This window comes from Pseudarthrobacter sp. NPDC055928, assembly GCF_042270935.1.
GTDB lineage: Bacteria > Actinomycetota > Actinomycetes > Actinomycetales > Micrococcaceae > Arthrobacter.
The window spans coordinates 1-18,673 of record NZ_JBHJZH010000020.1 but is presented as its reverse complement, the minus strand read 5'-3'; the positions used below and the strand labels follow the sequence as shown (position 1 = coordinate 18,673).

At 64.1% G+C, this 18,673-nt stretch carries 16 protein-coding genes; all 16 read left to right on the top strand.

Going from position 1 to position 18,673, the window contains the following annotated elements; all coding sequences use genetic code 11:
• Positions 1 to 81 precede the first annotated feature (81 nt).
• The 16 genes from ACFC25_RS19840 to ACFC25_RS19765 all read left to right on the top strand — a co-directional run bounded on the left by ACFC25_RS19840 (position 82) and on the right by ACFC25_RS19765 (position 18,557).
• Positions 82 to 1,146 (top strand): tRNA (adenine-N1)-methyltransferase, encoded by a 1,065-nt coding sequence (locus ACFC25_RS19840; protein WP_337348272.1) that lies wholly within the window; start codon positions 82 to 84, stop codon positions 1,144 to 1,146.
• 82 nt (positions 1,147 to 1,228) lie between these two features.
• The gene (gene arc, locus ACFC25_RS19835) at positions 1,229 to 2,980 is read left to right on the top strand and encodes a proteasome ATPase (RefSeq protein ID WP_337348271.1); all 1,752 of its coding nucleotides are present in this window, start codon (positions 1,229 to 1,231) and stop codon (positions 2,978 to 2,980) included.
• 50 nt (positions 2,981 to 3,030) lie between these two features.
• Complete coding sequence (dop, locus tag ACFC25_RS19830; protein WP_337348340.1) at positions 3,031 to 4,650, top strand: depupylase/deamidase Dop; 1,620 nt, start codon at positions 3,031 to 3,033, stop codon at positions 4,648 to 4,650.
• An 86-nt stretch (positions 4,651 to 4,736) separates the two neighbouring features.
• On the top strand, positions 4,737 to 4,940 hold the full coding sequence (locus ACFC25_RS19825; protein ID WP_337348270.1) for a ubiquitin-like protein Pup: 204 nt from the start codon (positions 4,737 to 4,739) through the stop codon (positions 4,938 to 4,940).
• Between the two features lie 81 nt (positions 4,941 to 5,021).
• Positions 5,022 to 5,840 carry a proteasome subunit beta gene (gene prcB / locus ACFC25_RS19820; RefSeq protein ID WP_337348269.1) on the top strand — a complete coding sequence of 273 codons (819 nt, stop codon included), beginning with the start codon at positions 5,022 to 5,024 and terminating at the stop codon, positions 5,838 to 5,840.
• A 2-nt stretch (positions 5,841 to 5,842) separates the two neighbouring features.
• On the top strand, positions 5,843 to 6,550 hold the full coding sequence (gene prcA, locus ACFC25_RS19815) for a proteasome subunit alpha (protein WP_376048339.1): 708 nt from the start codon (positions 5,843 to 5,845) through the stop codon (positions 6,548 to 6,550).
• Between the two features lies 1 nt (position 6,551).
• Positions 6,552 to 7,916: a Pup--protein ligase gene (gene pafA, locus ACFC25_RS19810; protein ID WP_337348267.1), complete on the top strand. Its 1,365-nt coding sequence runs from the start codon at positions 6,552 to 6,554 to the stop codon at positions 7,914 to 7,916.
• A 107-nt stretch (positions 7,917 to 8,023) separates the two neighbouring features.
• Positions 8,024 to 8,959 carry an FKBP-type peptidyl-prolyl cis-trans isomerase gene (locus ACFC25_RS19805; RefSeq protein ID WP_337348266.1) on the top strand — a complete coding sequence of 312 codons (936 nt, stop codon included), beginning with the start codon at positions 8,024 to 8,026 and terminating at the stop codon, positions 8,957 to 8,959.
• Positions 8,960 to 9,036: 77 nt separating this feature from the next.
• Entirely contained in the window at positions 9,037 to 9,432 is a 396-nt protein-coding gene (locus tag ACFC25_RS19800; protein ID WP_337348265.1) for an FKBP-type peptidyl-prolyl cis-trans isomerase, read from the top strand.
• Positions 9,433 to 9,535: 103 nt separating this feature from the next.
• The gene (locus ACFC25_RS19795) at positions 9,536 to 11,521 is read left to right on the top strand and encodes a helix-turn-helix transcriptional regulator (protein WP_376048334.1); all 1,986 of its coding nucleotides are present in this window, start codon (positions 9,536 to 9,538) and stop codon (positions 11,519 to 11,521) included.
• 10 nt (positions 11,522 to 11,531) lie between these two features.
• Positions 11,532 to 11,873 carry a hypothetical protein gene (locus ACFC25_RS19790; RefSeq protein WP_337348263.1) on the top strand — a complete coding sequence of 114 codons (342 nt, stop codon included), beginning with the start codon at positions 11,532 to 11,534 and terminating at the stop codon, positions 11,871 to 11,873.
• Positions 11,874 to 11,905: 32 nt separating this feature from the next.
• The gene (tatA, locus tag ACFC25_RS19785; RefSeq protein ID WP_337348262.1) at positions 11,906 to 12,181 is read left to right on the top strand and encodes a Sec-independent protein translocase subunit TatA; all 276 of its coding nucleotides are present in this window, start codon (positions 11,906 to 11,908) and stop codon (positions 12,179 to 12,181) included.
• 48 nt (positions 12,182 to 12,229) lie between these two features.
• Positions 12,230 to 13,024 carry a twin-arginine translocase subunit TatC gene (gene tatC, locus ACFC25_RS19780; protein ID WP_337348261.1) on the top strand — a complete coding sequence of 265 codons (795 nt, stop codon included), beginning with the start codon at positions 12,230 to 12,232 and terminating at the stop codon, positions 13,022 to 13,024.
• A gap of 24 nt (positions 13,025 to 13,048) precedes the next feature.
• Positions 13,049 to 15,994, top strand: a complete 2,946-nt coding sequence (locus ACFC25_RS19775) for a DEAD/DEAH box helicase (RefSeq protein ID WP_376048331.1) — start codon at positions 13,049 to 13,051, stop codon at positions 15,992 to 15,994.
• A 58-nt stretch (positions 15,995 to 16,052) separates the two neighbouring features.
• Complete coding sequence (locus ACFC25_RS19770) at positions 16,053 to 17,714, top strand: amidohydrolase (protein WP_376048328.1); 1,662 nt, start codon at positions 16,053 to 16,055, stop codon at positions 17,712 to 17,714.
• A 102-nt stretch (positions 17,715 to 17,816) separates the two neighbouring features.
• Positions 17,817 to 18,557, top strand: a complete 741-nt coding sequence (locus tag ACFC25_RS19765) for a polyprenol monophosphomannose synthase (protein WP_337348258.1) — start codon at positions 17,817 to 17,819, stop codon at positions 18,555 to 18,557.
• Positions 18,558 to 18,673: the final 116 nt, after the last annotated feature.

Below are 18,673 nucleotides of genomic sequence, written 5' to 3'. Positions count from 1 at the left end.
TTTCCGTTGTGGGGCCAGGCCGGACAGGACAGCCCCCACCAAGTGCGCAGCCCCACAGTTTTACAGGAGCGAGGAAAATTCATGAGCAGCGAATCTGCCGCCACCGAAGCCGCAGCAAAACCCCAGACAGGTGTTGCCGCCAACGGAGCCCAGCCGGTGGGAGCTGCGCGGCGCCGGGGACCCTTCCGTGAGGGCGAACGCGTCCAGCTGACCGACGAGCGCGGCCGCATGAACACCATCACTCTTGAGGTGGGTGGCGCCTTCCACACCCACCGGGGATTCCTCAACCACGACGAGATCATCGGCAAGGTTGACGGCTCCGTCGTGGTGAACAACGTAGGCCAGCAGTACCAGACGCTGCGCCCCCTGCTCTCCGACTTTGTCCTGTCCATGCCCCGCGGCGCCGCCGTTGTCTACCCCAAGGACGCCGGCCAGATCGTCACCATGGCGGATATCTTCCCCGGGGCCAGGGTGGTTGAAGCGGGCGTCGGCTCGGGAGCACTGTCCATCTCCCTCCTGCGGGCGGTGGGCGACAACGGTTACCTGCACTCCTTCGAACGGCGGGAAGAATTCGCCGACATTGCCCGCGGCAATGTTGAAACAATCTTCGGCGGACCCCACCCGGCGTGGAAAGTTTCACTCGGTGACTTCCAGGAGGAAGTTGTCCGCAGCGAAGCCCCCGGATCCGTTGACCGGGTGGTTCTGGACATGCTGGCCCCTTGGGAGTGCCTCGACGCCGTAGCAACAGTGCTTGCTCCGGGCGGCGTCTGGATCAACTACGTGGCCACAGTGACCCAGCTTTCCCGCACGGCTGAAGCTATCCGCGCCGACGGCCGTTTCACCGAGCCCGACGCCTGGGAGTCCATGGTCCGCGGCTGGCACCTTGAAGGCCTCGCGGTCCGCCCCGACCACCGGATGGTTGCCCACACAGGTTTCCTGCTGGTCACCCGGCGCTTGGCCGACGGCGTGACCGGGATCTCTGTCAAGCGGCGCCCGTCGAAAACCGACTTTGACGAAGCCGATGTGAATGCCTGGACACCGGGAGCGGTGGGGGAGCGGCTGGTCTCAGACAAGAAGCTCCGCCGAGCCGCCCGCGACGCAATCGCGGGGACCAACGTCAAGGACGATCCGGAGATCACGAACTAGTCCAGATTTCGGGAGTCTTCAGCTGTACCTGCCAACTTGGGGCTAAGGTCTTAAGAGAAGCGCAGGAAGGGGCTGATGCATCATGGAGACTCCGAACCAGGACTCCGGACGTACACCGGCAGAGCAGTCTGCCGTTAATGATTTGTCTGTTGCTGACAGGCAGGTCAACATCCTCCGGGACAAGCTCAGGCACATTGACCGCCAACTCGCGGCCGCAACACAGAACAACGCCAAGCTGGTCACCATGCTGGAAGCCGCGAAAGCGGAGATCCTGCGGCTCAAGAACGCCCTCGACCAGGAGGGGCAGCCGCCATACAGCTTCGGCACCATTCTCCAACTCAATCCGAAGCGCCAGCCGTCCGCCGGCAACAGCGGCCAAGCCACCACCGAGGAATCAGCGGACATCTTCAATGCCGGCCGGAAGATGCGGGTAGGCATCAGCCCCTTGGTCAACATCAGCCAGCTGGCCGTTGGCCAGGAAGTCCTCCTCAACGAGGCCCTTCTGATTGTTGCCGGCCTTGGCTACGAACGCGCCGGCGAGCTGGCAACCCTGAAGGAGATGCTGGGCACGGACCGGGCCCTCGTCGTCGGACGCGCCGACGAAGAACGGGTCATCAGGCTCTCAGGCGCCCTGCTGGGCGAAAAGCTCCGGGTTGGGGACGCCCTATCCATTGATTCGCGGACAGGCTATGCGCTGGAGAAAGTCCCGCGGTCCGAGGTTGAGAACCTGGTCCTGGAGGAAGTTCCCGACATCACCTACGAGGACATCGGCGGGCTTGGCCCGCAGATCGAACAGATCCGCGACGCCGTCGAATTGCCGTTCCTTCACCCAGACCTCTACCGCGAGCATGGACTGAAGGCCCCCAAAGGCATTCTGCTGTACGGCCCCCCGGGCTGCGGTAAGACCCTGATCGCGAAGGCGGTGGCAAACTCGCTGGCAGCCCGGGCAGCGGAGCGGTCCGGGAACGTCGACCTGAAGAGCTACTTCCTCAACATCAAGGGCCCCGAACTGCTGGACAAGTACGTCGGTGAAACCGAACGCCACATCCGGCTGATCTTCTCCCGTGCGCGTGAAAAGGCCTCGGACGGCAGCCCCGTTGTAGTGTTCTTCGACGAAATGGACTCCCTGTTCCGCACACGCGGTACGGGCATCTCCTCCGACGTCGAAACCACCATCGTGCCCCAGCTTCTGAGCGAGATCGACGGCGTGGAGCGCCTGGACAACGTCATCGTCATCGGCGCGTCCAACCGCGAAGACATGATCGACCCCGCGATCCTTCGTCCGGGCCGGCTGGACGTCAAGGTCAAGATCCAGCGGCCGGATGCCGAAGCAGCCGCGGACATCTTCAACAAATACATCACCACGGACCTGCCCTTCCACGAGTCTGACCTTGCCGAATACGACGGCGATGTCCAGGCCACCGTGGACGCCATGGTCCAGCGCACGGTGGAAGCCATGTACTCCACGGAGAAGTCCAATGAATACCTGGAAGTCACGTACGCCAACGGGGACACCGAGATGCTCTACTTCAAGGACTTCAACTCCGGGGCGGTGGTCCAAAACGTTGTGGACCGGGCCAAGAAGTATGCCATCAAGGACCTGCTGACCCTCCACCAGAAGGGCCTGCGGATCGAGCACCTCCTCCGGGCCGTCGTGGACGAATTCCGCGAGCATGAGGATATGCCGAACACCACCAACCCGGATGACTGGGCCCGCATCTCGGGCAAGAAGGGCGAGCGGATCACCTATATCCGGACCATCGTCCAGGGCAAGGCCGGACAGGAACCCGGGAAGTCCATCGAAACGATGCCCAGCACAGGACAGTACCTGTGACGGCTGCTGCGGAACCCGCCAGCGGAGGATCACTCCCCGTCGGCGGGGCCATGCGGGTTATGGGTGCGGAGACGGAATACGGGATCCACGCTCCAGCTGCTCCCTCGGCTAACGCCACCATGATGTCGGCCCGGGTAGTGCAGGCATATGCGCAGGTGACACGCCAGCGCGCGGCCGGCGGCGCCGAAACGCGGTGGGACTACACGGATGAGGAGCCGCTGCACGACGCCCGCGGCTGGACCCTTGACCGGGCCTCGGCGCACCCGAGCCAGCTCACGGACCAGCCGCCGGTCCTGGATGCGGAGGCCGTCGCCCTTGCCTACGGCCGCGAAGAACTGGAACTGGACGGACAGGACGAGTCCGGGACACTGCTGATGAACATGGTGCTCGGTAACGGCGCCCGCCTGTATGTGGACCATGCCCACCCGGAGTACTCAAGCCCCGAGGTCACCAACCCCCGCGACGCCGTGACGTGGGACGCCGCCGGCGACCTGGTGGCATTGGCCGCGGTACGCCGGCTCACCATGGACCCCGAGTTGCCCGCGGTAAACCTATACAAGAACAATACGGACAACAAGTCCGTGTCCTATGGCTCGCACGAGAACTACCTCATGCCACGCTCCGTTCCGTTCGGGGACATCGTGCGCGGGTTGACGCCCTTCTTCGTTACGCGGCAAATATTTTGCGGCGCGGGCAGGGTGGGCCTGGGCCAGGACAGTTCTGTTCCGGGGTACCAGATCAGCCAGCGGGCCGATTTTTTTGAGGCGGAGGTCGGCCTTGAAACCACCATCCGGCGGCCCATCATCAACACCCGCGATGAACCGCATGCCACGGCGGACAAGTACCGCCGGCTGCACGTCATCATCGGCGACGCCAACTTGAGCCAGGCGTCCAACTACCTCAAGTTCGGCACTACTGCCATGGTCCTCAGTCTCATCGAGGCGGGCCTGGCACCGAAGCTGGAGGTGCATGAACCGGTCGCCGCACTGCAGGCCATCAGCCATGACACGTCCCTGACCACCAAGCTGCGGTTGCTGGACGGGCGCCGCGTCACTGCGCTGGACCTGCAGTGGATCTACCACGAAGCAGCGGCAAAGCTCGCCCAGGACACCGGGGTTTCCGACGCCCTCGACGGCGACGGCCACACGCACGAGGTGCTGGAGCGCTGGGCCAACACCCTGACGCAGCTCGACAGCGACAGGTCGGCAGCGGCTTCCTCGGTCGAATGGCTCGCCAAGCTCTCGCTCCTTGACGGCTACCGGGATCGGGACGGACTTGCCTGGGACGATGCCAGGCTGGGCCTTGTGGACCTCCAGTGGGCGGACATCCGGCCAGAGAAGGGCCTTTACTACCGCCTTCTGGCGAGGGACCGGATGCAGCGGATTGTGAACGACGCCGACATCGCCGCAGCGGTCACGGAACCGCCGTCGGACACCCGGGCCTACTTCCGCGGCCGCTGCGTCAGCAGCTTCGGGAAGGATGTCGTGGGGGCCAGTTGGGACTCGGTAATCTTCGATGTGCCGGGCTACGGACGTCTCCAGCGGGTGCCCACCCGCGAGCCGCTGAGGGGGACCAAAGCACTGACAAGTGGCCTGTTTGCCCGGCACCGGGAGGCTGGTCCTTTCCTGGCAGAACTGCTCGGACATAACACCAATCCGCCGGGGGCGTAAACCACCCCGGCAGCCCCGGAGCGTGGCAATATGGGCGTATCGGATGTTCCACCCGGACCCGAGCTTTAAGGAAGAGGGAGATAACAATGGCAGGCCAGGAGCAGCAGCAGCCGCAGTCGCACGACAGCCAGGTCGAAGAGGACGTGCCGGAGGCCCCTCCCGCGCCGCCCGAAGCGCAGGCATCCGCAGCGACCCAGGGCGTGGATGACCTCCTTGACGAAATCGACGGCGTCCTGGAATCCAACGCCGAAGAATTCGTTCGGGCGTTCGTCCAAAAGGGCGGTCAGTAACCGGTCCGACAAGGCGGCGGGAGCCGCGGACGGCCGCAGATCTGGCAAGACGTTGACTTACTACGTTGAAGGAGTGCATCAGTGCAGGAACCGACCGCCCACCAGGTAGCCGCCAACGCGACATCCTCGTTCACCGAGCATCTGCAGCGGGATCGGCCGGAACTGCTTCCGTACAACCGGGACTTACCCGCCGGGGCAGCCGCCACGCCGCTGCAGGTGCCGCACGCCACCACCATCGTGGCTTTGAGCTACGAGGGCGGAGTCCTGATGGCCGGAGACCGCCGGGCGACCATGGGCAACGTCATTGCCAGCCGCCACATCGAGAAGGTGTTTCCGGCCGACCACTACTCGGTGCTTGGCATTGCGGGCACGGCCGGCATCGCGATCGACCTCACCCGATTATTCCAGGTTGAACTTGAGCATTACGAAAAAATAGAGGGCACGCTGCTCAGCCTCGAAGGTAAGGCCAACCGACTGGGGGCCATGATCCGGGGGAACCTGCCCATGGCGCTGCAGGGGCTGGCGGTGGTGCCCCTCTTCGCCGGATTTGATACTGCCGCGGGGTTGGGCCGGCTGTTTTCCTATGACGTGACCGGCGGCCGGTACGAAGAACGCGAACATCACACGGTCGGTTCCGGCTCCGTGTTCGCCCGCGGCGCCCTGAAGAAACTCTGGCGGCCCAACCTGACCGAAGCCGAAGCGGTCGCTGTCGCCGTCGAGTCCCTCTACGACGCAGCCGACGACGACTCTGCCACAGGCGGCCCCGACCCCGTCCGCCAACTGTGGCCCGTGGTGTATACCGTCAGCCGGAGCGGAGCCCGGCGCGTACCCGAGTCCGAGCTCGCTGCGGTTGCAGGCAGCATCATTGAAGCGCGGACCATCGCCCGGCGGGAGGCCTAGAAATGACCCAGCAGTTTTATGTTTCCCCCGAGCAGCTGATGAAGGACCGTGCGGACTTCGCACGGAAAGGCATTGCCCGCGGCAGGTCCGTCGTGGTGGTCAGCTGCCAGGACGGCATCGCGCTGGTGGCCGAGAACCCCTCGCCGTCCCTGCATAAGATCGGCGAAATCTACGACAAAATCGCTTTTGCCGCCGTTGGAAAGTACAACGAGTTCGAGAGTCTCCGGCAGGCCGGGGTGAGGTATGCCGACGTCCGGGGCTACTCCTACGACCGCGAGGACGTCACCGCCCGCGGACTGGCCAGTGTCTACGCCCAAAGCCTTGGCGCAGTGTTCACTGCAGAGCAGAAGCCTTTCGAGGTGGAGCTGGCAGTCGCCGAAGTCGCCCAGACCCAGGAAGAGGACCACCTCTACCGCCTGACGTTTGACGGGTCCATCGCAGACGAACAGGGGTTCATCGTGATGGGCGGCCAGGCGGACCGGGTCTCTGCCGCCATCGCGGACGGCTGGCGCGCTTCGTTGCGTTTCCCGGGAGCGATCCGCTTGGCGATGGGAGGACTCGTCACCGACGCCGAAGCCGGCGCGCTGCCGGCCACGGCGGTGGAAGTCGCTGTCCTGGACCGGCTCTCGGAGAGCTCGCGCGGGTCCCGGCGTGCGTTCCGACGATTGAACGACCCCGACATCACGGCGCTGCTGGCTGAGGAGGACTGAGATGGACAAGAGGATCTTCGGTATCGAGACCGAATTCGGCATTTCGTATTCGAGCCCCGATTCGCGGCCGCTGGCCCCGGAAGAGGTGGCCCGGTACCTTTTCCGCAAGGTAGTCAGCTGGGGACGCTCGTCCAACGTCTTCCTGACCAACGGCTCACGCCTCTACCTCGACGTGGGATCGCACCCCGAGTACGCCACCGCCGAGTGCGACGACCTCGCGCAGCTGATCGCCCATGACCGGGCCGGCGAACTGATCCTCGATGACCTCGTGGACGAAGCCCAGTCCCGGCTGGCGGCAGAAGGCTTCAACGGCACCGTCTACCTGTTCAAAAACAACACCGATTCCGCCGGCAACTCCTACGGCAGCCACGAAAACTACCTGATTCCCCGGCGTGGGGAATTCTCCCGGCTCGCCGAAATCCTCATTCCCTTCCTCGTGACGCGCCAGCTGATTGCCGGCGCAGGAAAAATCCTCAAGACCCCGCACGGCGCCACCTACGCTTTTTCGCAGCGTGCAGACCACATCTGGGAGGGCGTGTCCTCGGCCACCACCCGGTCCCGTCCGATCATCAACACCCGCGACGAGCCCCACGCCGACGCCGAATTCTTCCGCAGGCTCCACGTGATCGTGGGCGACTCGAACATGTCCGAGACCACCGCCCTCCTCAAAGTGGGAACGGTGGACCTGATCCTCCGCATGATCGAGGCGGGTGTGATCATGCGCGACATGCGCATGGAGAACCCCATCCGGAGCATCCGGGAGATCTCCCACGACCTCAGTGGACGGGCCTTGGTCCGGCTGGCCAACGGACGCCAACTCACAGCCCTGGAGATCCAGCAGGAGTACCTGACGAAGGTCACTGCTTTCGTCCAGGAGCATGGGGCGCACAACCCGCACGTGCCGTTGATACTGGACCTGTGGGGCAGGACGTTGAGGGCCATCGAGAGCGGAGACACCAGTTCGATTGACACCGAGATCGACTGGGCCATCAAAAAGAAGCTGATGGACAACTACCGGCAACGGCACGGGCTCGGCCTTGATGCACCGCGGATCGCACAATTGGACCTCACTTACCATGACATCTCCCGGACGAGGGGGCTGTACTACCTCCTACAGTCCAGGGGCGCCGTCCGCCGCGTGGTGGACGACACCGTGGTCAAGGATGCAGTGGACGCTCCGCCGCAGACCACGCGCGCCAAACTGCGCGGCGACTTCGTCCGGCGTGCCCAGGAACTCGGCCGGGACTACACAGTTGACTGGGTGCACCTGAAACTCAATGACCGCGCCCACCAGACCATCCTCTGCAAGGATCCGTTCCGAAGCGTTGATGACCGTGTGGATGCGCTCCTGGACTCTATGGGCTGACACCCAGCTTCAGGGGCTATTCTGGATGGGGCCGTTCTTCGGTCCTGAGCTGCGCCGAGCGATATTTTCCGGTGCAGCGTCCATCCTGCCCCGACGAAAGTTCTTACGTGCGCCGACTACTAGCAATCCTTATCCCCGGTCTGCTGCTGCTTACCGCCTGTGGAGGCGGGACGCCCGCAGCACCGGAGCCCACCAGCCAGTCCGCAGGTGATACTGCCAAGTTCGACTCCCTGAAACTGACGGACAACGGGGACAAAAAAGCTCCCGGTGTTGAGTTCACCAAGCCGCTGGACGTAGCGGAGCCCACCATCAAGGTCGTCACCGAAGGCACCGGCGATTCCCTCAAGGCGAACCAGGTGGCCAACATTTCCATCCTCGCCCTGAACGGCACTGACGGGGCCACGCTCGAAGACACCTACGCAGGCGAACCCGAGCCCCTGGAACTGAACGAGGAGCTAAAGACCGGCGGCGCCGTCATCTATAACGCTTTTGTCGGTTCCAAGATCGGCTCGACCCTGGCCCTGGCCATTCCTGGCAAGGCGGCAGCCGCTGAAGGCGCCGCAGCGCAGCCCACCCAGCTGCTGCTGATTAAGGTACTTTCCGCCACGGATGTAACCCCGGTGCTCGAAAAGCCCGAGGGTGAAACAGTGACCCCGCCCGCCGGCCTCCCCACGGTCAAAGACAACGACCAAGGCGTGCCGGAAATCTCCGTTGAGGGTGTCGCAGCCCCGACTGCCCTCGTGTCCCAGGACCTGATCAAGGGCACCGGCGCGGAAGTCAAGGAAACCGACACACTGACGGTGAACTATGTGGGCGTCACCCTGGTTGGCGGCACCAAATTCGACTCCAGCTTTGACCGTGGCGAGACGGCCAGCTTCGCGCTGACCGGCGTCATTCCGGGCTGGACCAAGGGCCTTGCAGGCAAGACGGTGGGCTCCCGGGTCCTTCTGGTCATCCCCAAGGACCTCGCGTATGGTGATGCAGGCCAGGGCGAAGCCAAGGGCGACCTTGTCTTCGTCGTGGATATCCTCGGCGCCAAATAGCCCCATCGCGGGCCCCAAACCGGGCCCGGCAAGACTTCAGGCAAACTTCACCCGCCCAACAAATAAAAGGAGCAAGCATGTCATTTGGTCAGCGCGAATTCGACCGCCAGAAGCCGGAAATTGACTTCCCGGAAGGCGATGTTCCCACGGAACTGGTCATCACCGACCTCATTGAGGGCGACGGTGCCGAAGCGAAAGCCGGCGACACCGTGTCCACCCACTACGTAGGTGTCGCCTGGTCCACGGGCGAGGAATTCGACGCCTCCTGGGGCCGGGGCGCTCCGCTGGACTTCCGGGTCGGCGTTGGCCAGGTCATCCAGGGTTGGGACCAGGGCCTGCTGGGCATGAAGGTTGGCGGCCGTCGTCGCCTGGAGATCCCCTCGGAGCTGGCTTACGGCTCCCGCGGTGCCGGGGGAGCGATCAAGCCCAACGAAGCCCTGATCTTCGTCGTCGACCTCGTGGGCGTCCGCTAAGCGGAGCCCTCCAGGCCCCAGGGCGCGGTAATGATCGGATGAGCTCATCCGTTCATTACCGCGCCTTCTGCTTTCCCCCGCGGATTTTAGTAACGTAGCGAGGGTGTCCCCATCCCGTACAGAACGCCTGCTTAATCTCCTGATAGCCCTCCTGAACACCAGGTATGGCCTGCACCGCAGCGATTTGCGCGAAACGGTCTACCGTGACGTTGCCGGCAACGACGTATCTTTCGGGCGGATGTTCGAACGAGACAAGACTGACCTGCGAAACTTCGGGTTCGACGTCGAAACCGTCACCGACCTCGGATGGAGCGAGGACGACCCCGCAACCACGCGATACCGGATCGGCAAGGAGTCCAACCGGCTTCCGGACGTCGAACTCAGCCCAGGGGAGTGGACGGTGATTCTCTTGGCCTCGCAGCTCTGGGAGCGTGCGGCCCTGGGCACCGCCGCGGCCAATGCCCTGCGAAAGCTCCAGGCGTCCAGCCGCCTCACTGACGTTGAACTGCCTCTCGGGGTCCAGCCGCGGATCAAACCCGCCGGAAAGGCCTTCGACGACCTCGTGGCAGCCATGCACGCCCAGCACCCGGTCTCCTTTTCCTACCTCGCGGGAAGTACAGGGAAAGAAGAACAGCGGACCGTTGAACCGTGGGGCCTGGGCAGTCGCTTCGGCCAGTGGTACCTTGCCGGCTACGACCGGACTCGACAGGCTCCTCGGCACTTCCGGCTGTCCCGTCTGACCAGCGCCGTCACCGTCCTGGATAAAGAGCGCTACTCGCCGCCAGCGGACTTCAACATCCGGGCGGAGCTGGACCGGCTGCCGGAACTGCCGCTCCGGACCGCCGAGGTGGATGTGCGGGTCGGCCGCTTGCTGGGGCTTCGCCAGCGGGCCCTGTCAGGCGACATTGGCCCATCGGGAACGCCCGACGCCGGCTACGACCGCCTGAGCGTCCAGTACCGGGACGTGGAGGTACTTGCAGAGGAACTGGCCTCCTACGGTCCGGACGCCACCGCTGTGACGCCTGATGACCTCGTCACAGCTGTCCGGCGCCGGCTGCGGGCCGCAGCCGACTTCTGTGCGGCTCCGATTCCGGTCATTGACTTCCCGAACCAGCCCCGGCCGGGCAGCGTCCGGACCCGGACTTCCGAAGACCAGCTCAAACGCATGCTCCAGCTTGTTCCGTTTCTCGTCCACAACCAGGGATTGCACATCCAGGAGGTCGCTGAACGGTTTGGCGTCACGCGCAAGGAACTTGAAGGGGACCTGCAGATCCTGATCTGCTCCGGGCTGCCTGAGGGATATCCTGACGACCTCCTGGATATCCAGTGGGAGGACGACCACGTTTACATCACGCAGGACCTGGACCTCAAAAGACCGGTCAGGTTCACCGTGGAGGAAGCCTGCGCACTCCTGACGGGCTTGGAAACACTGAACGGGCTGCCGGAACTCGCTGAAGGCGGCGCTCTGGAGTCGGTCACCCTGAAACTGATGGCTGCAGCCGGAGAGGAAGGGCTGCGCGCGGGAACGTTGGCCGGGCCGGAGGTCGGCCCCGCTGATTCGGCCACGCTGGACGTCGTCCGCCAAGCAATCGAGTCCCGGTCGCAGCTTCGCCTGGTATATCTGTCGCCGCTGCGGGACCGCGTTTCCGAACGGAACGTGGACCCCCTTCGGCTCTATTCGCTGGACAATACGTGGTACTTCGAAGCCTACTGCCACTCCGCCCAAGGCCTGCGGAACTTCCGTCTTGACGGCGTGCAGGATCTGCACCCGAACGGCAACGCGGCGTCGACAATGCTGCAGCCCAACGAAGGCTTCCCGGCCAAGTTGTTTACACCGAACGACGACGACACGACTGTGACAGTCCAGCTCACCAGGCGGGGCGCCGGGCTGGCAGAGGACTACTACGCCGAGCGGACTTCGCCCCTGCCCGACGGCGGTCTGCTGGCTGAAATCCGCTTTGGCAACACGGCGTGGCTGCCAATGTTCGTAGCACAGCACGGCGGGGCGGTGCGCATCCTGGAGCCACGGGAGCTTGCCGACCAGTCCCGCGCCTGGGTTGCGGCGGCACTGACCCGGTACGGCGGCTAGACTTCTCAGCATGCCTTGGTGGTCTTGGATCCTTATCTGGATAGCGCTTGTTGCGGTGTCTGTGCTGTTTTATGTCCTGTTGGGCATCCGGTTGTTCCGCCAGTTCATGGCGACGCTGAAGGATCTGGGCGCAGCCGGGGAGAAGCTTGGTCATTTCAGCCCCGCCCCTGCGCCGTCGCAGGCTCCACCGGCAACCCTTCCGGGTGCAGCGGTTTTTGCCTCTCCGGTGCAAATGCGACATGATTACCACACATCCAAATCAGCCCGCCGGGAAGACCGCCGCCTGAGGCGGGTCCAGCGCAGGACTGACCGTGGCCAGCGGCAGTCGCTTGGCGATCTGGACTTCACTTAGACGTAGGATGTTTTAAGAGGAAAGGAATTCCCGTGGGAAGACTCTTTGATGGCCCCTGGCCGATCGTCATTATTATCGTTGTTGCTTTGCTGCTCTTCGCCGCCCCTAAGCTTCCTGCCATGGCTCGCAGCCTTGGCCAGTCCATGCGGATCATCAAGTCCGAGGTCAAGGAAATGAAGAACGACGGCAAGACCGAAACCCCCGCTGACACGACCGGACCGGTGGAGGGCAAGATCGTCAACCACCCGCAGGCAAAGCCCGGTGACGCGACGGACGGTACTGATGTACCGCCGTCGAACCGCGCCTAACCCACGGTGGCACTGACGAGGGGCCGCAAAGCCAACCCTGAGGGCCGTATGGCCCTTTGGGACCACCTCAAGGAACTCAAGAACCGGCTGATCAAGTCCGGGATCGGTGTCCTGGTCGGCGCGATCGGCGGATGGATACTTTATAACCCGCTGCTGTCGGCCCTCAAGGAGCCGGTGGACCGGATCGCACAGCAGACCGGTGGAGTATCGTCGGTCAACTTCTCGAACATCGGGTCGGCATTCGATTTCCAGCTGCAGATGTCTCTCATCATCGGCTTGGTCATTTCGAGTCCCATCTGGATCTACCAGCTGTGGGCTTTCATCACCCCGGGACTGACCAGCACTGAACGCCGTTACACCTTGGGCTACATGGCTGCCGCCGTTCCGCTCTTCCTTGCCGGCATTTGGGCAGGCTGGCTTGTGGTCCCACAGGTCGTCCGCGCCCTCACACAATTCACCCCCGCCGGGTTCTCCAACATCATCGACGCCAGGGACTACATCGACTTTGTCACCAGGATGGTCCTTGTCCTCGGGTTTGCCTTCCTGGTCCCGGTGGTTTTGGTAGGGATCAACATGGCCGGCATCGTCACAGGTCGGACCATCCTTAAGGCCTGGCGGATCACTGTATTCCTGGTGTTCGTCCTCGCGGCCATCGCCGCCCCCGGTGCTGACGCTATCTCGATGTTCATGCTGGCAGGGCCCTTGCTGGTGCTCTTTTTCGCAGCCATCGGCCTCTGCCTGCTGAACGACAAGCGCCGTGCCCGGCGAGTGGCCAAGCGCGAAGCCGAGACCGAGGCGACAGCCGACGTCGCGACGCCCGGAAACCAACTGAAGAACCTGTAGCCCCGCGCCCACTAGGCTGGAGTCATGTCCTCTATTTCCGGGCCGCACCCAGCGGGTCCGTTCCCTTCCCGGCCTACCGTTCCAGAGCAGCTCTCGCCCTCTGAGAGTTACCGGGCCAGCACGGAGCGGACAGCCGAGGCCGCGAGCTATCTGGGCGGCTTCGTCCGCACCCTCGATTTTGAGCTGGACGACTTCCAGCGCCAGGCCTGCAGGTCCCTGCAGGAAGGCAGGGGCGTATTGGTCGCCGCACCCACCGGCGCCGGAAAAACCATCGTGGGTGAGTTCGCGATCTATCTCGCACTCGAGCGCAACCTCAAAGCCTTCTACACCACCCCCATCAAGGCCTTGAGCAACCAGAAGTTCGCCGAGCTCTCGGAAAAGTATGGACCGGAAAACGTTGGCCTCCTGACGGGGGACACCAGCATCAACGGCGAAGCGCCGGTGGTGGTGATGACCACCGAGGTCCTCCGTAACATGCTCTACGCCGACTCCGCGTCACTGGATGACCTTGGCTTCGTGGTGATGGATGAAGTGCACTACCTCGCGGACCGCTTTCGTGGCGCCGTGTGGGAGGAAGTCATCATCCACCTGCCCAGTGAGGTGCAGGTAGCTTCGCTGAGCGCCACGGTCTCAAACGCGGAAGAGTTCGGGGCCTGGCTGGACACCGTCCGGGGCGACACCGACATCATCGTCTCGGAGCATCGGCCCGTGCCATTGTGGCAGCACGTCATGGTGGGCAAGGAAATCGTGGATCTCTTCGCCGGCGAGACCACTTTCGACGAGATCGCCCCACCTGCAGACGCGGAGACCGGAGTACCGGCACCTGCAGCAGTGCCGGAGGAGATGCCCGGCCGTGGATTCGAGGTCAATCCGGACCTGTTGGCCATGGCAAGGAGCGAGAGCCAGCAAAGTTTCCGCGGACGCTTCGGCCACGGCGGCCGCAGCCAGCGCCGACAGCACAGGCAGCGCGGAGACGACAGGCCGGGCCAGGGCGCCCAGCCAGTCGGCGTCCGGAAGGCCAGCCGCCCCCAGGTCATCGCCAGCCTCGACCGGCAGGACCTGCTGCCGTCCATCACCTTCATCTTTTCCCGTGCCGGCTGTGATGCAGCGGTGGCACAGTGCGTCTCCTCCGGGCTATGGCTGACCACGGAGAAAGAGCAGCGCATTATTGCCCAGCGCGTTGACGAGGCCGGGCAGGACATCCCCTCCGAAGACCTTGACGTGCTTGGCTTCTGGACGTGGAGGGACGGCCTGCTCCGGGGCTTTGCGGCCCATCACGCGGGAATGCTGCCCACCTTCAAGGAGGTCGTGGAGAAACTGTTCGTTGAGGGCCTGGTCAAAGCAGTTTTCGCCACGGAAACGCTCGCCCTGGGTGTAAACATGCCAGCGCGGTCCGTAGTCCTGGAGAAACTGGACAAGTTCAACGGCGAAGCCCACGTGGATATCACAGCAGGGGAGTACACCCAGCTGACGGGCCGCGCGGGCAGGCGCGGAATCGACGTCGAAGGCCATGCTGTGGTGCTCTGGCAGCCAGGAACGGATCCGACGGCGGTGGCCGGGCTCGCATCGCGCCGGACATATCCGCTCAACTCCAGTTTCCGCCCGACTTACAACATGAGCATCAACCTGCTGGCGCAGTTCGGCCGCGCCCGGGCACGCGAAATCCTGGAATCCTCCTTTGCACAGTTCCAGGCAGACCGCTCGGTGGTGGGCCTCGCCAGGCAAGTGCGCAGCAGGGAGGAGTCGCTGGCCGGCTACGCCAAGTCGATGACCTGCCACCTCGGGGACTTCACCGAATATGCAAGGCTGCGCCGGGAGCTCTCAGACGCCGAAAACATGACCTCCCGGAGCAAGTCGCGAGCAAGAAAGTCACTCAGTGACGACTCCTTGGCGCGGCTGCTGCCGGGGGACGTTGTGGATGTACCCGGCGGACGCGCGCCAGGGCCGGCTATTGTGCTGAGTGCCGATCACAGCAGCCGGGAACCGCGGCCGGCCGTCCTGACGCTGGACAACCAGCTGCGCCGAATCGGGACCGAGGATCTGGAAGGGCCTATTGCGCCCATGACCCGGATCCGGATCCCGAAATCCTTCAACGCCAAAGTGCCCAAGTCACGGCGTGACCTTGCCTCGTCAGCACGGAATGCCCTGCGGGAGAACCGGCCACCTGCGGCTACCAGCAGCCGGAACAATGACTTCGGCCTGGCTACAGCGCTGCCCAACCAGGAAAAGCGCATCGCTGACCTCCGGCGGGCGCTTCGCGCTCACCCCTGCCATGGCTGCAGTGAGCGTGAAGACCACGCCAGGTGGTCCGAACGCTGGTGGAAGCTGCGCCGGGAAACCGACGCCTTGGTCAGGCAGATCCAGGGCCGGACCAACACCATCGCCAAAACGTTCGACCGCGTCTGCGACGTGCTCTCGGCCTACGGCTACCTGGAAACCACGGCTGACGGACGGCAGTCCATCAGCGCGGACGGCCAGCGGCTGCGGCGCATATACGGTGAAAAGGATCTGCTGATCTCCCAGTCCCTTCGACTTGGTGCTTTCGACGACCTGGACGCCGTCGAAGTTGCGGCCCTTGCCAGCGTGCTGGTCTACCAGGCCAAGCGCGAGGACAGGGGGCTCCGGCCGCGGATGCCCAGCATCTCGCTGGAGTCCTCCGTGGACGTCGTCATCCGGGAATGGTCCTCGCTTGAGGATGTGGAGGAACAGAACAAGCTTCCTTTGACCGGCGAGCCGGAACTGGGCCTGGTGTGGCCGATGTACAAGTGGGCAAAGGGCAAGCACCTGCAGGAGGTGCTTAACGGCACGGACCTTGCCGCAGGCGACTTCGTACGGTGGGTCAAGCAGGTCATCGACCTGCTTGACCAGCTCGCCAAGATTCCCGGGCTGGAACCCCGCCTCGCCCGGCTCTGCACCGAAGCCATTTCCTTGGTCCGCCGTGGCGTGGTGGCCTACTCGTCCGTCGTCTGACCCACCTGCCGCTGCCACCTCCGCGCGCGGCCCACTATCTCGAGGAGCCTTACAACACATGACCGAAGCAAAGTCTGCCACGCCGTCCCCGAACGAGCGCAAGGTGGTGCTTTACCGCAACGGTTCCGTGTACACGGCGGCGGATCCTTTTGCCACTGCCATGCTCGTGGACGGCGAAACAGTGGCGTGGGTTGGATCTGAGCAGGCGGCGTCATCCATCGCTGACAGCACCATGGAGGTCATCGACCTCCACGGTGGCCTGGTGGCGCCGGGATTTGTCGACTCTCACATCCATTTGACCGAAACGGGGATCGCCCTGGATTCCCTCCAACTCGGCCTGGTCAAGTCCGCCCGGGAGCTGCTGGACGCAGTCCAGTCCGCGCCCGGGGAGGGTACCGTGCTCGGACACGGCTGGGACGAATCCACCTGGCACGATCCTTCCCTGCCCACCGCCGATGAACTTGAGCGCGCTGCGCAGGGCCGGCCTGTCTACCTGTCCAGGGTGGATGTTCACTCAGCCCTCGTGTCCCGTTCCCTCACCGCCACCGCCGGCTTGGCACAACTGGACGGATTTTCGCCGGAAGGCCACCTAAAGCGTGCGGCCCATAACGCTGCCCGGCAGGCCACCCGGAACCTGCCGGAGGAAGCCTTGCGCAACTACCAGCGGCGCGCACTGGCTGAGGCGGCAGCGAACGGCTACGTCGCGGCCGCCGAAATGGGGGCACCCCACATTGGCGGGATGGCTGACCTTCGACTGGCTGCGTCCTGGAACCTTGGCTGGCCCGGATCAGAAGCGTTGCCGGAGGTCCTCCCGTACTGGGGAGAACTGGCTCTGACCCCGGAACACGCACAGTCGATCCTCGATGAACTGGGTGTGCCCGTCCGTGGACTTGCCGGCGACTTGAATATCGATGGCTCCATCGGTTCCAGGACCGCGGCGCTCCGTTCCGACTACAGCGACGCGACGGGGGAGCGGGGCAGCCTGTACCTTTCGGTGGACCAGGCTGCTGCCCATCTCGCCGCGTGCTCCGTACTTGGAATTCAGGGCGGGTTCCACGTCATAGGCGACGCCGGGCTGGACACCGCCCTCGCGGCCCTGGACCTTGCCGCCGCTGAAGTGGGCGAACAACGTATCCGGTCTGCGGGCCACCGGTTTGAGCACGTCGAGATCGCAGATTCCAAGGCAGTGGAGCGGCTGGCGCACTACTCCGTCACGGTCAGTTCGCAGCCTGGATTTGACGCCGCCTGGGGGGCAGATGGAAGCCTCTACGCACAACGCCTTGGCAGCCGCAGCAGCAGCATGAACCCCTTCGCCTCGTTCTACTCAGCCGGTGTGCCCATCACTTTCGGAAGCGACAGCCCGGTAACGCCTTTGCGCCCGTGGGCCAGTGTCCGCGCATGCCTGGAACACCACAATCCCGATCAGCGGATCTCGGCCCGCGCCGCCTTCGTTGGCCACACCCGCGCCGGCTGGCGGGCTGCGAAGTACCACAACCCCATGGCCGGGCAGTTAGTTCCGGGGGCACCGGCAAGTTTTGCCGTGTGGGACGTCGAAGAACTTATGGTCCAGGTGGCTGACGGCAGGGTTCAGTCGTGGAGCACCGACCCCCGTGCCCGCACCCCCCTCCTCCCCGCCCTGGACACGGATACGGACCCCGTTTGCCTGCAGACGGTCCGTGACGGAGCCGAGCTGTACTGCAACCCGGCCCTCCGCTCCTGAACACGGCCCACCGGGCATCACTCTATAATGGGAAGTTGCGCCTGCCAGTGCCTCCGCTGCGCACCAGGTGCTCTGACCGCTTTCATCCAGGAAAGGCTCTCTGTGCGCGTCCTCACCATCATTCCTACTTACAACGAGCTGGAATCGCTTCCCAAGACCCTCCAACGCCTTCGGGCAGCCGTGCCGGCGTCGGATGTACTGGTGGTCGATGACAACAGCCCTGACGGGACGGGGCAGTTGGCTGACGGCTTCGCTGCCGAAGACTCCCAGGTCCACGTTTTGCACCGCAAGGGTAAGGAAGGCCTTGGCGCTGCATACATTGCGGGCTTCAAATGGGGTTTGGACGCCGGCTACGACGTCCTGGTCGAAATGGACGCGGATGGCTCCCACAAGCCCGAACAGCTGCCGCTCCTCCTGGACGCCATTGACCAGGGCGCAGACCTGGCGATGGGTTCGCGGTGGGTCGCTGGCGGCAGCGTGGTCAACTGGCCGTTGTACCGCCAGGCCATTTCCCGGATCGGCAGCACTTACGCCCGCATCATGCTGGGCCTGAAGATCAAGGACGTCACCGGCGGTTACCGGGCCTTCCGCAGGACCACTTTGGAAAAGCTGAACCTCGACCAGGTGGACTCCGTGGGTTACGGCTTCCAGGTCGACCTCGCCTGGCGCGTCGCGAAGATGGGGCTAAGGATTGAGGAACGGCCCATCACATTCGTGGAGCGTGAGCTGGGTGCGTCGAAGATGAGCGGAAACATCGTTGTGGAAGCAATGATCAACGTCACGAAGTGGGGTCTGCTGGCCCGCTGGAACAAGCTGACCGGCAAGGATTCTTCCCAACCATGACCGCAGCGCCGGGCGACGGCCGCCGCCCGGCTTTTGGTCAAACCCGAAAAGGGCCGTCCCGCACCTGGTCGCGTCGTATGGCAACTCGTCCCCGTTCCACTTCGGGCAGATGACCC